Below are 12,828 nucleotides of genomic sequence, written 5' to 3'. Positions count from 1 at the left end.
GCGCTCATTTCCTGATCAGGCCCGCTGGTCGTCCCCGCCGGCAACAGGCGCTTGCTGCGCCGGCCGCGCAACCGTCCTGGACCCCGGCTGGCGCAGCACCGACTGGCTCTCCCGCACGCCGCCGCGTACCTGGCTGGCGGAGCCCGGCCCCAGGCCGCTGCCCGGCACCAGGCGCGACATCAGGGATCGCTTCCCGCCGGTAAAATCGCTGGGCCGCTTCAGCCCCGTGGCCACCACCGTCACGCGCATCGCGTCGCCCAGCGACTCGTCGAAGACCGCGCCGAACTTGATGATGGCGTCATCGCTGGTCTGCGCGCAGATGGCGTTCATGACCTCCTTGGTTTCCCGCAGTTTCAGCGTTTCCTCGGAAGCGGAGATGTTGACCAGCACCCCGCGCGCGGCGCGCAGGTTCTTGCCGTCGAGCAGGGGACAGGAGATCGCTTCCTCGGCCGCCTTGACGGCGCGGTCGGCGCCGGAATGCTCGGCGGAGCCCATCATCGCCATGCCGGTCTGGCGCATCACCGTGCGGACGTCCTCGAAATCGACGTTGATCATCCCGGGCACGGCGATGATTTCCGCGATGCCGGTCACGGCCTTGCTCAACACCTCGTCGGCGGCGGCGAAGGCCTGCTTTTGCGTGATGTCGTCGCCCAGCACTTCCTCGAGGCGGCTGTTCAGGACGATGACCAGCGAATCGACGCATCGCGCCAGCACCGCGATGCCTTCCTCGGCCACGCGGGTCCGGCGCGGGCCTTCGAATTCGAAGGGTTTCGACACCACGGCGACGGTCAGGATGCCCAGCTCGCGCGCCACGTCCGCGATCACGGGCGCGGCGCCGGTGCCGGTGCCGCCGCCCATGCCGGCGGTAAGGAACACCATGTCGGCGCCCTTGAGCGCGTCGGCGATGATGCTGCGTTCGCGGATCGCGCTTTCGCGCCCGACCACCGGGTCGCTGCCGGCGCCGAGGCCGCTCTCGCCGAGCTGGATCCGCATTTCGGTGGCAGTGTTCGACAGCGCCTGCGCATCCGTATTCGCGCAGATGAATTCGAAGTCGGCCAGTCCGGAGGACACCATGTGATTGATGGCGTTGCCGCCGGCGCCGCCGACGCCGATGATCTTGATGACCGTCTTCGGTTGGGGATTGATTGGTTCGGACAAGGAAGACTCCGTATAGAAAATTGCGCTTGCTACTGCTGAGCCCAACAGACTACTTGTTAAATCCTGTGTACGAAAGCTTGTAAACGTTACAGGCGAAAGCATTTGTAAAAGTGCGTGCAATGCCGGAAAAAGGCCGTATGCGCCATGCATAATGGAGAGGACCTTGTGTGCGCGCACTTCGGCCGCACATTGGCGGTCTACTGCCTGGGAAGGGGAATCCGGTGAAAAGACTGTTGCTGATGATGTGGCGTATGAGCAAAGCGGACCTTCGCCTCTTGTGGTTCGCATTGCGCCACGATGCCCGTCCGGGCTGGCTGCTGCCGGTCACGGCCGGCCTGCTGCTGTATGCGCTGGCCCCGTTCAACCTGGCGATCCCCCTGTTGGGCGCCGTCGACGATATGGTGCTGGTCCCGCTGGCCCTGCATTACCTGCTGAAGCTGCTTCCGGTGCCGATCACCCAGGGCTTCGCCAGCACGCGCCGGATGGGCAGGTTTGCCTGAGGATGCCGTGCGCATCCCCGGGTGTGCCCCGGCAGGCGCACCTGCCGGGAGCATGCGGCATCAGGCCTTGCGGCGGCGTGCTGCGGCGAAACCGGCCAGGCCCAGGCCCAGCAAGGCCATCGAAGCCGGCTCGGGAACATCGGCAGCCGCAACCTCGCCATTGATCGTCAGCGTGTAAGCCATCGGCGTGTGGTCGTGGTTGATGGAAATCGCGTTCGTGTTGGTGTTCCAGAAGCTGCCGTGGGTCGTAATCCAGGCCGTGTAGCTGCCGGCGGCCAGGTTCAGGCTCAGGAAGCTGTCCAGATTGCCGCCGTTGTCATCATCCTGCGCGATGAAGGTGGCATTGCTCATCACGTTGGTACCGGAGAAAACCCCGAGCCAGGCATCCGTATTGCCGTCCAGGAACAGCGTAGTGGTGCCGTCGGCCGTGACGTCGAAGTTGTACAGTTGATAGGCACCGAGTGGCTCATCCGGCAGGGTGCCGCTGGTCGTGAGCGTGGTCGCGTGGGCCGAGACCGAGCATGCGGCGGCGAGCACGCAGGCCGAGATCGTGCGAAGGATTGGGTGACGTCCGATTGCTTTGCCAACTTTCATTTACTTCCCCTTTTTGATTGATGAATTCACTGTCCTCAGGACATCCCAGCGCTTCCGCGGTAGTTCTGGTATTCCTGTCGGAAACGTAGAGCATGATCCGTGCCAGGAACTTTCAGTATTTATAACTTATTGTTTTGGAAATGTATTTGCACGAATCCTCGGGCGGGCGAACGTTCTTGCCTGGTGAAAGTGTAAATTTCTTCGACACAAGAAGTCGCGTTGCAAGGATAAAGCTCGCGATTCAAGGTGGCTTGCCCCGGCGCGGCGGAAGAGAGGATGGGTTTTCAGCCGGCCGGGCGGCGCTTGGCCTTATAATAGGCGTCCGGTGCCATTCGGGAATGCGCCACCGACGGATACTGTCCTGTCATCCCCATTGCCTGGCGGAGCCGCGCTTGTTCATTCGAGGCCGCCACGTCCGATGGCCTTGCTTCCCGCCGCTGATTGACCGCTAGAGCCCTGTCCTCACAGGGCTTTATGTTTTGAATGGCCGATCGTCCGATCGCGCAGGCCCGATATCATTGTTCGCATCATTTTTGGAATTCTTCCATGGAAATCAAAGTCAACTTCCTCGACAAGCTGCGCCTCGAAGCCAAGTTCGATGACTTCACCGTCATCGCCGACCAGCCTATCCGCTACAAGGGCGATGGCTCGGCGCCAGGCCCCTTCGATTATTTCCTGGCGTCGTCGGCCCTGTGTGCGGCTTACTTCGTGAAGTTGTACTGCAATACCCGGAACATCCCGACCGAAAACATCCGCCTGTCGCAGAATAATATCGTCGACCCGGAAAACCGTTACCAGCAGATTTTCAAGATCCAGGTGGAGCTGCCGCCGGATATCTCCGAAAAGGACCGCCAGGGCATCCTGCGCTCGATCGAACGGTGTACCGTGAAAAAAGTGGTGCAGGCCGGTCCCGAGTTCGTGATCGAAGAAGTGGACAACCTGGACGCCGACGCCCAGGCCCTCCTGACCTTGCAGCCGGCCGGCGACGCGGCTACCTATATCCCGGGCAAGGACCTGCCGCTGGAACAGACCATCGCGAACATGTCGGGCCTGCTGGCGGAGCTGGGCATCAAGATCGAAATCGCGTCGTGGCGCAATATCGTGCCGAATGTGTGGTCGCTGCATATCCGCGATGCGCATTCGCCGATGTGTTTCACGAACGGCAAGGGCGCGACCAAGGAAAGCGCCCTGGCCTCGGCCCTGGGCGAGTACATCGAGCGCATCAGCAACAACCATTTCTATGCCGGCGCCTTCTGGGGCGAGGAGATCGCCAACGCGGCCTTCGTGCATTATCCGGACGAGCGCTGGTTCCAGCCCGGTCCCGGCGATGCGCTGCCGGCGGAGATCCTCGACGAGTACTGCCTCGGCATCTACGACCCGGACGGGGAGCTGCGCGCCTCGCACCTGGTCGACACCAACTCGGGCAATGCGAAGCGCGGTATCGTGTCGCTGCCCTATGTGCGGCAGTCGGACGGTGCAACGGTCTATTTCCCGTCCAACCTGATCGAAAACCTCTACGCCAGCAATGGCATGAGCGCCGGGAACACGCTGGCCGAAGCGCAGGTGCAATGCCTGTCCGAGATCTTCGAACGGGCAGTCAAGCGCGAGATCCTGGAAGGCGAGATCGCGCTGCCGGACGTGCCGCAGGAGGTGCTGGCGAAATACCCCGGCATCGTGGCCGGGATCCAGGAACTGGAAGCGCAGGGCTTTCCGGTGCTGGTCAAGGATGCGTCGCTGGGCGGGGCCTATCCGGTCATGTGCGTGACCTTGATGAACCCGCGCACCGGCGGTGTGTTCGCCTCCTTCGGCGCGCACCCCAGCTTCGAGGTGGCGCTGGAACGCAGCCTCACGGAATTGCTGCAGGGGCGCAGCTTCGAGGGCCTGAACGATTTGCCGGCGCCGACCTTCGCGAGCGAGGCCGTCACGGAGCCGTATAACTTCGTCGAGCACTTCATCGACTCCAGCGGCGTCGTGTCGTGGCGCTTTTTCAGCGCCAAGGCGGCCTACGATTTCGTCGAGTGGGATTTCACGGCGCAGGGCGACGACGCCAATGCCGAGGAAGCCGCGGCCCTGCTCGGCATTCTCGAAGACATGGGCAAGGAGGTGTACATGGCGGTGTACGACGAGCTGGGCGCCGTCGCCTGCCGGATCCTGGTGCCGGGTTATTCCGAGATCTACCCGGTCGAAGACCTGGTCTGGGATAACACCAACAAGTCGCTGCTGTTCCGCGAAGACATCCTGAACCTGCACCGCCTGGACGATGCCGCACTGGCGGCGCTGCTGGAGCGCCTGGAGAACAACGAGCTGGACGAGTATTCCGACATCGCGACGCTGATCGGCATCGAGTTCGACGAGAACACGGACTGGGGCCAGCTGACGGTGCTCGAGTTGCGGCTGCTGATCAATCTCGCCCTGAAGAATTTTGAAGAGGCGCACGAGCTGGTCGGCGCCTTCCTGCAGTACAACGACAACACGGTCGAGCGCAAGCTGTTCTACCAGGCGATGAATGCGGTGCTGGAAGTGGTGCTCGACGACGAGCTGGAACTGGAAGATTACGTCGTCAACTTCCGCCGCATGTTCGGCAATCCGCGCATGGACGCGGTGCTGGGCTCGGTGGACGGCAGCGTGCGCTTCTTCGGCCTGGCGCCGACCAGCATGCAGCTGGAAGGACTCGACCGCCACCACCGCCTGATGGACAGCTACAGGAAGCTGCACAAGGCGCGCGCGAAGGCGGCGGCTGCATCGCGCTGAAGCCGTCAGGCGAACCAGTCGAGCAGGCGGCGGTTGACCTCATCCGCCGCCTCGTACTGCACCCAATGCCCGGCGGCGGGAATCGCGTGATGGGTGCGCTCGGCACGGGCGCCACACCACAGCGGCCCGACTTCGGCGGGGTCGCCGGTCGGATCGTGTTCACCCCATAGCATCAGGACCGGGATCTCCAGCCCGGCCAGGGCCTCCGACAGGGCCGGGCTCATCGAGGTCTTCTTGCTCTCGAAACGGGTGCGGATGCAGGAGCGGCGGTGGATCTCCAGCGCCATCGGGTCGATCGGGCCATGCAGCATCAGCACCCCCAGGTTGTGCCGCAGGTGCGCGAGCATGGTCTGTTCGTCGGCGGCGTCCTGCCAGATGCGCATCGCGCCCGGCTGGCGGCGGCGCAGGCCATGTCCCACCGCGCCCAGCAGGGCTAGTCGGCGCACGCCCGGGTGCCGGGCCGCGAGGCATCCGGCGATCACGCCGCCGAAGGAAAAGCCCGCCAGGCCGAAGGCCGCGCCGGCGCCGAATATGTTGTCGAGCGAGGCTTTGATCGCATCGACGATGTCGCCGTAGCCGCTCCCCGCCGGCAGCGCATCCGAGTCGCCATAGCCGGGCATGTCGGGCACCAGCACGCGGTGCGAGGCGGACAGGGCTTCGATATTCCTGGCCCAATGCAGCCATGAGCCGTGCCCGCCGTGCAGCAGCACCAGCGGGGCGCCGGCGCCGAATGCGCGCCAGCACAGGATGCGTCCTTCGTGTTCGACCAGGTGGCGTTCCGCGATACGCTCGAGATGCGCGATGAGCGCCAGTTCACTGCCAGTTTCCATCGGGTGCTTCGCCAAAAAGACGCAAGTATAGCGGTCATCGGCAAAACGTGAAGTCGACCTCGGGCCGGCGGCCGCAGACGATATCGGCCAGCGCCCGGCCCGAGCCGCAGGCCATGGTCCAGCCGAGCGTGCCGTGGCCGGTGTTCAGGTACAGGTTCGGCAGGCGCGTCCTGCCGACATACGGCACGTTCGATGGCGTCAGCGGCCGCAGGCCGGCCCAGTAGCTGGCGCGATCGTAGTCGCAGGCATCGGGAAACAGCGCGCGCACGCGGAGCGTGATCGCGTTGCAGCGCACCATGTTCAGTTCGCGCGAATAGCCGCCCAATTCGCAGGTGCCGGCCACCCGCAGCCGCGACCCGAGCCTCGACATGACCAGCTTGCAACCGTCGTCGGTCAGCGACACCGTCGGGGCCGCGGCGGCGTCCACGATCGGGTAGGTGGCGGAATAGCCCTTGCCGGGATAGATCAGCAGCCGCACTCCCAGCGGCGCCAGCAGGGCCGGGGAGAAGCTGCCGAGGGCGACCACCACGGCGTCGGCATGCAGCGCCTGGTAGCGGCCTTCGCCATCGATGGCTTCCACGCCCTGGACGCTTCCCGCGCCGGCCAGCAGGCGGGTCGCGGTCATGTTGTAGCGGAAGCGGATCCCGGCGGCTTCGCCCCTGGCGGCAAGCCGGGACGTAAACTGGTGGACGTCGCCGGATTCGTCGGTGGCCGTGTAGTCTCCGCCCACCAGCCTGGGACGCGCCGCGCGCAAGGCCGGCTCGATCCGTACCACCTCGTCGGCGTCGACCGTCATGCGCGGGCAGCCCAGTTCGCGCATCGCTTCCGCTGCATGGCGCGAGCGATCGAACTCGCCCTGGTCGGTATAGAAATGCAGGATGCCGCGGGTCAGGCAGTCGTAGTCGATGCCGGTTTCCGCGCGCAGGACTTGCAGGCTGCGGCGGCTGTAGTCGGCGAGCGCGACGATGCGGCGCAGGTTCGCGGCCACGCGCGCGGGCGCGCATTCGCGCACGAACTGCAGGCACCAGCGCCATTGCAGCGGGTCGGCTTGCAGGCGAAACAGCAGCGGCGCATCTTCGCGGCCGAGCCAGCGCAACACCTTCAGCAGGCTGGCGGGATTGGCCCACGGCTCGGCATGCGACACCGAGATCTGGCAGCCGTTCGCAAAGCTGGTCTCGAGCGCGGGGCCGGGCTGGCGCTCGACCACCGTCACCTCGTGGCCGGCCTGCCGCAGGTACCACGCCGACGCGGTCCCGACGGCGCCGGCTCCCAGCACGATGACCTTCATCGGTACACCGCCCCATGGCGGGCGGACGCTGGCAGGCAGGAATTCGGATCGGCGTTCATGTGCACTCCTCGGTCATCGCGATGAAGATCGGGATCCGGCGAATGGAGTGGCGGCGCATGCGTGTGGCGGACACGCGCAGGCTGCTCGAGCTTCCCTTCGCTGGCATTACCCAGATCAGGTTCGAAGGGTGTTTCTCACCCGCGCGCCGTGCTCGACGATGCAGGACCCCCAGCGTTGTGCCGTCTCTGTCGAAACGACGGTGGGCAGTGTACGCACGATCCGCGCGATTGGCAACGTGATAAGCTCACGGGCACCAGAGAACGACAAGGAGACAGGCATGCAGCAAACCCTGAGCTACGTCCACGGCGCGCACGAGGTGCCCCTGATCGGGGAGTCGATCGGCGTGCACCTGGCCGGCATCGCGGCGCGCTTTGGCGACGACGAGGCGCTGGTCGTGCGTCACCAGGACATCCGCTGGACCTGGCGCGAATTCGACGAGCGGGTCACGCGCCTGGCCGCCGGCCTGCTCAGGCTGGGGCTCCAGCCCGGCGACCGGGTCGGGATCTGGGCGCAGAACTGCGCCGAGTGGGTGCTGGTCCAGTTTGCGACGGCACGCGCCGGCCTGATCATGGTGAACATCAATCCGGCCTACCGCCGCTCCGAACTGGAGTATGTGCTCGACAAGGTGCAGTGCAGCGCCCTGGTCCTGGCGCCCGCGTTCAAGTCGAGCGATTACATCGGCATGGTCCAGGACGTGGTCCCGGAAATCCACCATTCCAGGCCGGGCGAGCTGCAGTCGGCGCGGCTGCCGCACCTGCGCCACGTGGTGCGCCTGGGCCCTGATCCGACGCCCGGCATGTTCAACTTCGACGAGCTGCTGGCGCCGCCCAGCGCGGAAGAGCTGGAAAAGCTGTCCCGCGTGCAGGACGGCGTGCAGTTCGACGATCCGGTGAATATCCAGTTCACCTCGGGCACCACGGGCGCGCCGAAGGGGGCGACGCTGAGCCACCATAACATCCTGAACAACGGTTTCTTCATCGGCGAGGCGATGAAGCTGAGCCAGCGCGACCGGCTGTGCATCCCGGTGCCCCTGTACCACTGCTTCGGCATGGTGCTCGGCAACCTGGCCTGCGTCACGCACGGCGCCACCATGGTCTTCCCGGGCGAGAGCTTCGATCCGAAAGCGGTGCTGGAGACGGTGCAGGCGGAACGCTGCACCGGCCTGCACGGCGTGCCCACCATGTTCATCGCCGTCCTCGACCATCCGGACTTCGCGCGCTACGACCTGTCGACGCTCAGGACCGGCATCATGGCCGGCTCGCCCTGTCCGGCCGAGGTGATGAGCCGGGTGATCGGCAGGATGCACATGGCGGAAATTACGATTGCCTACGGGATGACGGAGACGTCCCCGGTGTCGTTCCAGAGCTCGGTCGACGATCCGGTCGAGCTGCGCGTCACGACCATCGGCCGGGTGCACCCTCACCTGGAGGTCAAGATCGTCGACGGCGACGGACGGATCGTCCCGCGCGGCGTCAAGGGCGAACTGCTGACCCGCGGCTATTCGGTCATGCTCGGCTACTGGGGAGACGAGGAAAAGACACGCGACACCATCGATGCCGCACGCTGGATGCATACGGGCGACCTGGCCGTCATCGACGACGAGGGTTTCGCGTCGATCGTGGGCCGCTCCAAGGACATGGTCATCCGCGGCGGCGAGAACATCTACCCGCGCGAGATCGAGGAGTTCCTGTACCGTCATCCGAAAGTCCTGGACGTGCAGTGCGTCGGCGTGCCCGACCGGAAATTCGGCGAGGAGCTGTGCGCCTGCATCATCCTGCGTCCCGGGCAAACCGCCACCGCCGAAGAGATCCAGGACTTCTGCCGCGGCCAGATCGCCCATTACAAGATCCCGCGCCATGTCCGCTTCGTGACGGCCTTCCCGATGACGGTGACGGGCAAGATCCAGAAGTACCTCTTGCGCGAGCAGGTGAGGGACGAGCTCGGACTGGGCGCCTGAGCGATGCAGGACCAACGTAACATGCCACCACGACGGACGGTGCTGGTCGCCGGCGCCACGGGTCTGGTTGGCGGGCTGATCGTGCAGTCCCTGCTTGCCGACGGGACGGTCGCGCAGGTGCACGCACTGAGCCGCCGGCCACTGCGACTCCAGCACCCCAGGCTCCGCGTGCATCTCGTGGATTTCCGCCGCCTGCCCGAACTGCCGCCGGCCGACGAGGCCTATCTCGCGCTGGGCACGACGATCAAGGTGGCCGGCAGCCAGCAGGCGTTCCGTGCGGTCGACTTCGACGCCAACCTCGCGGTGGCGAGGGCCGCGTTCGCCGCGGGTGTCCGCGGCATCGGGCTGGTGAGCGCGGCAGGCGCGAACGCGGGATCTTCCGTGTTCTACAACCGCGTCAAGGGCGAGCTGGAAGAGGCGCTCGAGGCCATGGACCTGGCGGCGCTGGTGATCGCCCGGCCTTCGCTGCTGCTGGACCACCGCGACGGACTGGGACAGCCGCCGCGGCTCGGCGAAAGGATCGCGATCCCGATCGGGAAACTGCTCGCGCCGGTCCTGCCCGGAACTTACCGCCCAGTGCACGCGCGGGCCGTGGCGCACTCGCTGGTCAGGACCGTGCCGCAGGCGAAGGGCGTGGTCGTCCTGGCCTCGGACCAACTCGCCAGGATCGGCGCCGAAGGCTGACGAACGCATTCGTGCCGGCGCCTGAACGGGCGTAGAATATGGCGCATTCGGAGGCAGCGCCATGCACCGATTCACCTCTCGAGCCAGCCCGGCCGCAGCAGCGGCAGACCGGCGCCGGATGTTTTACCGGCACCGGCTGCCGATCCGCGTCATGCACTGGATTAACGTGGTCAGCTTCTTCCTGATGCTGATGAGCGGTCTCGGCATCTTCAACGCCCATCCTCACCTGTACTGGGGCAGGGATTCGGACTTCGAAGCGCCGCTGCTGTCCATGACTGCCCGGCCCGGGCCGGACGGCGAGCCGCACGGCTTCACCCAGGTCGGCACGCAGGTGTTCGACACGGACGGCGTGCTGGGCGCCTCGCGCGTCGCTGGCGCGGCGCGCAAGACCGGGCGGGCCTTCCCGTCCTGGGCCACGATTCCGGGCCAGCAATACCTGGCCACGGCGCGCAACTGGCACCTGTTCTTCGCCTGGGTGTTCGTGCTGAACGGGATCGCGTATGTGGCGTTCACCCTGTTCAGCGGCCACCTGCGGCGCGACCTGCTGCCGCGCAAGGCGGAGCTGCGCGGCATCGGCGGCTCGATCAGGGACCACCTGCTGCTGCGCCATCCGACCGGCGAGGCCGCCAAGCGCTACAACGTGCTGCAGAGCCTGACCTACCTTGCCGTGATCTTCGTCCTGCTGCCGCTGATCGTGCTGGCCGGCCTCGGCATGTCGCCGCGGATGGACACCCTGTTCGGCGGCTGGGTCGACATCCTCGGCGGCCGCCAGTCCGCGCGCACCTTGCACTTCATCGCGGCCTTCCTGCTGCTCGCCTTCGTCGCCGTGCACGTGTTCGAGGTGATCGTGACCGGCCTGTGGAACAACCTGCGTTCGATGATCACGGGCTACTACCGCCTGCCGCGGGAAGAGCACGAGGAGGGCGGGCCATGACGGCGATGCGGCGGCGGCGCTTCCTGCGGCTCGCGCTCGGCGCGGCGCTGCCGGGCGCGCTGGCCGGTTGCGACCGGCTGGCGGCGAGCGACGCGTTCAACGGCATGCTGCGCAGCGCCCAGTTCCTGAGCTGGCGCGCGCAGCGGCTGGTGACCGGGGTCGATGCGATGGCGCAGGAATTCGGCGAGGACGACATCGCCGACGAGTTCCGCAGCAACGGCACGGCGATGCCGGACAGCCGCCTGTACCGGGAACTGCTGGCCGGCCAGTTCCGAAACTGGCGGCTGCAGGTGGGCGGACTGGTCGCCCGGCCGGCGCAGTACAGCCTGGCCGAGCTGCAGGCGATGCCCCCGCGTACCCAGATCACGCGCCACGACTGCGTCGAGGGCTGGAGCGTGATCGGCAAGTGGACCGGCGTGCCGCTGCGGCAGGTGCTGGCGCGCGTGCAGCCGCTGCCGGCGGCGTGCTACATCGTGTTCCATTGCGCCGACCCGATGGATGGCTCGGACGTGCAGGCGCCCGGTTCGACCTATTACGAAAGCATCGACTTGCTCGAGGCCGTGCACCCGCAGACCATCCTGGCCTATGCGCTCAACGACGAGCCGCTGCCGGTCAAGAATGGCGCCCCGCTGCGCCTGCGCGTCGAACGCCAGCTCGGCTACAAGCAGGCCAAGTACCTGATGCGGATCGAGGTCGTCGAGCGGCTGGACGGACTGCGCGGCGGCAAGGGCGGCTATTGGGAAGACCAGGGCTACGAATGGTATGCCGGCATTTGACGCAGCCTCAGCCGCCCGCGCGCTTCGGCTGGTGCCCCTGTTTTTTCAGCTCGTCCATGATCCGTTCGCAGTGATCGCCCTGGATTTCGATCACGCCATCCTTCACGGTTCCGCCTGAGCCGCAGGCAGTGCGCAGTTGCTTGCCCAGCGCGGCCAGCGCGACGGGATCGAGCGGCAATCCCTTGACCAGGGTGACGCTCTTGCCGCCCCGGCCCTTGGTCTGGCGCGATACGCGTACCAGGCCATCGCCCGCGGGCGCGGCCTTCGCCTTGCAGGCGCAGTCCGCGACGGGCTGGCGGCATGCGGGGCACATGCGGCCGCCGTCGGTGGAATAGACGAGGCCGCCCTCTGAACGATGTTTCATGTCTTGCTCTGGAATGTCGGGTGTGAACCACGCGAGTGTAGCGGGCATTTTTCACACCGCCAAACCCTGTTTCACATCGTGAAGTCGATGCCGGTCCGGGCGCGGCGCGGGATTCCGTTGCACAGGACGGCTTTCCACATCATGGAACTTGCAAACCAAGTGACTGAATCGAAAGGTAAACATACTTTTTCGCGTCCTCTGCCAGAGAGCGGAACGGCGGGCGTGTCGACCCTATGATGGACTCATCCGGTTTCACCTTTCAGTGCATTTAAATGGAGTCTCATCATGTCCCAGTACCAGAACGATATCCAGGTCGGACGCGTCGGCATCATCGGCGCCAATGCCGTCGGCATCGGCATCGCCGTGAGCCTGCTCGATGCCGGCGTCCCCGTCACACTTTTCGAACTCGATCGCGAATCGCTCGACCGGGGCATCGCGCTTGCCCGGCCTGAAGCCGATGGACGCGACAGGCGCATGGCGCTATTGGCAGGAACCGTCAATTTCCACCATTTGAAAGACTGCGACCTGATCGTCGACGCGGTCGACGCCGACAGGGAGGGGAAGGAGAAGCTGTTCCGTCGCCTGGACCAGGTCGCCAAGCCGGGCGCAGTACTGATGACCCATACTTCGCAAGTCGGCGTCGACCACATCGCCGGGTGCACGCGGCGTCCGGGCGAGGTGCTTGGCCTGCATGTCGCGCGTTCGCCAACTGCCGGGGACACATGGACGATCGTGCCCGGGAAAGACACCTCGGGCGAAACGCTGGGCACGGTCAAGGCGCTCGCCGGTAGGCTGCACCGGCTTCCCTCGGTGTCCGGCCTGGGCCACCGCATGGCCGACGATACGAACGGCGCCGCATCCTGGTCGATCGACCGGGCGCTGGACTAGTCCTGCATGGCGACGACGACCTTCCGAAGTCGAGGTCGTCGGGC

The 12,828-nt window shown here is 65.9% G+C and carries 12 protein-coding genes and 1 riboswitch; of the genes, 7 read left to right on the top strand and 5 right to left on the bottom strand.

From position 1 onward, the window contains the following. Positions 1 to 15 precede the first annotated feature (15 nt). Complete coding sequence (gene ftsZ, locus AC3A6M_RS14405) at positions 16 to 1,158, bottom strand: cell division protein FtsZ (RefSeq protein WP_487853403.1); 1,143 nt, start codon at positions 1,156 to 1,158, stop codon at positions 16 to 18. 251 nt (positions 1,159 to 1,409) lie between these two features. On the opposite strand from ftsZ, the gene AC3A6M_RS14400 reads away from it, so the two are divergent. Beyond that, positions 1,410 to 1,658, top strand: a complete 249-nt coding sequence (locus AC3A6M_RS14400) for a YkvA family protein (RefSeq protein ID WP_487853402.1) — start codon at positions 1,410 to 1,412, stop codon at positions 1,656 to 1,658. Between the two features lie 60 nt (positions 1,659 to 1,718). On the opposite strand, the gene AC3A6M_RS14395 is transcribed toward AC3A6M_RS14400, so the two are convergent. Further along, the gene (locus AC3A6M_RS14395; RefSeq protein WP_487853401.1) at positions 1,719 to 2,252 is read right to left on the bottom strand and encodes a DVUA0089 family protein; all 534 of its coding nucleotides are present in this window, start codon (positions 2,250 to 2,252) and stop codon (positions 1,719 to 1,721) included. Between the two features lie 546 nt (positions 2,253 to 2,798). Here AC3A6M_RS14395 and AC3A6M_RS14390 point away from each other — a divergent pair. Continuing rightward, positions 2,799 to 5,003, top strand: coding sequence for an OsmC domain/YcaO domain-containing protein (locus AC3A6M_RS14390; protein ID WP_487853400.1), 2,205 nt, complete (start codon positions 2,799 to 2,801; stop codon positions 5,001 to 5,003). A gap of 5 nt (positions 5,004 to 5,008) precedes the next feature. On the opposite strand, the gene AC3A6M_RS14385 is transcribed toward AC3A6M_RS14390, so the two are convergent. Both AC3A6M_RS14385 and AC3A6M_RS14380 read right to left on the bottom strand, forming a co-directional pair. Beyond that, entirely contained in the window at positions 5,009 to 5,833 is an 825-nt protein-coding gene (locus tag AC3A6M_RS14385; protein ID WP_487853399.1) for an alpha/beta fold hydrolase, read from the bottom strand. 34 nt (positions 5,834 to 5,867) lie between these two features. After that, a complete protein-coding gene (locus AC3A6M_RS14380) occupies positions 5,868 to 7,121 on the bottom strand; it encodes a D-amino acid dehydrogenase (RefSeq protein ID WP_487853398.1) in 1,254 nt (417 codons plus the stop codon). Between the two features lie 134 nt (positions 7,122 to 7,255). Further along, a riboswitch (TPP riboswitch) is annotated at positions 7,256 to 7,361 on the bottom strand. A 97-nt stretch (positions 7,362 to 7,458) separates the two neighbouring features. Here AC3A6M_RS14380 and AC3A6M_RS14375 point away from each other — a divergent pair. The 4 genes from AC3A6M_RS14375 to AC3A6M_RS14360 all read left to right on the top strand — a co-directional run bounded on the left by AC3A6M_RS14375 (position 7,459) and on the right by AC3A6M_RS14360 (position 11,532). Continuing rightward, the gene (locus AC3A6M_RS14375; RefSeq protein WP_487853397.1) at positions 7,459 to 9,138 is read left to right on the top strand and encodes an AMP-binding protein; all 1,680 of its coding nucleotides are present in this window, start codon (positions 7,459 to 7,461) and stop codon (positions 9,136 to 9,138) included. A 21-nt stretch (positions 9,139 to 9,159) separates the two neighbouring features. Further along, positions 9,160 to 9,822 carry an NAD(P)H-binding protein gene (locus AC3A6M_RS14370; protein WP_487853396.1) on the top strand — a complete coding sequence of 221 codons (663 nt, stop codon included), beginning with the start codon at positions 9,160 to 9,162 and terminating at the stop codon, positions 9,820 to 9,822. Positions 9,823 to 9,883: 61 nt separating this feature from the next. Further along, positions 9,884 to 10,756, top strand: a complete 873-nt coding sequence (locus AC3A6M_RS14365; protein ID WP_487853395.1) for a cytochrome b/b6 domain-containing protein — start codon at positions 9,884 to 9,886, stop codon at positions 10,754 to 10,756. Continuing rightward, complete coding sequence (locus tag AC3A6M_RS14360; protein ID WP_487853394.1) at positions 10,753 to 11,532, top strand: molybdopterin-binding protein; 780 nt, start codon at positions 10,753 to 10,755, stop codon at positions 11,530 to 11,532. The genes AC3A6M_RS14365 and AC3A6M_RS14360 overlap by 4 nt, the downstream gene beginning before the upstream one ends. 7 nt (positions 11,533 to 11,539) lie before the next feature. On the opposite strand, the gene AC3A6M_RS14355 is transcribed toward AC3A6M_RS14360, so the two are convergent. Continuing rightward, a complete protein-coding gene (locus tag AC3A6M_RS14355; protein WP_487853393.1) occupies positions 11,540 to 11,896 on the bottom strand; it encodes a translation initiation factor Sui1 in 357 nt (118 codons plus the stop codon). Between the two features lie 285 nt (positions 11,897 to 12,181). Here AC3A6M_RS14355 and AC3A6M_RS14350 point away from each other — a divergent pair, with 285 nt between their 5' ends. Then, positions 12,182 to 12,784 carry a 3-hydroxyacyl-CoA dehydrogenase NAD-binding domain-containing protein gene (locus tag AC3A6M_RS14350; RefSeq protein ID WP_487853392.1) on the top strand — a complete coding sequence of 201 codons (603 nt, stop codon included), beginning with the start codon at positions 12,182 to 12,184 and terminating at the stop codon, positions 12,782 to 12,784. Positions 12,785 to 12,828 lie beyond the last annotated feature (44 nt).

It is taken from the genome of Telluria sp. Soil_C_11, from assembly GCF_057657395.1.
This window is presented reverse-complemented; position numbering and strand designations above follow the sequence as displayed.

Coding starts and splice junctions, on each gene's coding strand:
- AC3A6M_RS14385 (WP_487853399.1), bottom strand. CDS start 5,833: ATGGAAACTGGCAGTGAACTGGCGCTCATCGCGCATCTCGAGCGTATC.
- AC3A6M_RS14360 (WP_487853394.1), top strand. CDS start 10,753: ATGACGGCGATGCGGCGGCGGCGCTTCCTGCGGCTCGCGCTCGGCGCG.
- AC3A6M_RS14370 (WP_487853396.1), top strand. CDS start 9,160: ATGCCACCACGACGGACGGTGCTGGTCGCCGGCGCCACGGGTCTGGTT.
- AC3A6M_RS14390 (WP_487853400.1), top strand. CDS start 2,799: ATGGAAATCAAAGTCAACTTCCTCGACAAGCTGCGCCTCGAAGCCAAG.
- AC3A6M_RS14355 (WP_487853393.1), bottom strand. CDS start 11,896: ATGAAACATCGTTCAGAGGGCGGCCTCGTCTATTCCACCGACGGCGGC.
- AC3A6M_RS14380 (WP_487853398.1), bottom strand. CDS start 7,121: ATGAAGGTCATCGTGCTGGGAGCCGGCGCCGTCGGGACCGCGTCGGCG.
- AC3A6M_RS14400 (WP_487853402.1), top strand. CDS start 1,410: ATGAGCAAAGCGGACCTTCGCCTCTTGTGGTTCGCATTGCGCCACGAT.
- AC3A6M_RS14395 (WP_487853401.1), bottom strand. CDS start 2,252: ATGAAAGTTGGCAAAGCAATCGGACGTCACCCAATCCTTCGCACGATC.
- AC3A6M_RS14350 (WP_487853392.1), top strand. CDS start 12,182: ATGTCCCAGTACCAGAACGATATCCAGGTCGGACGCGTCGGCATCATC.
- AC3A6M_RS14365 (WP_487853395.1), top strand. CDS start 9,884: ATGCACCGATTCACCTCTCGAGCCAGCCCGGCCGCAGCAGCGGCAGAC.
- AC3A6M_RS14375 (WP_487853397.1), top strand. CDS start 7,459: ATGCAGCAAACCCTGAGCTACGTCCACGGCGCGCACGAGGTGCCCCTG.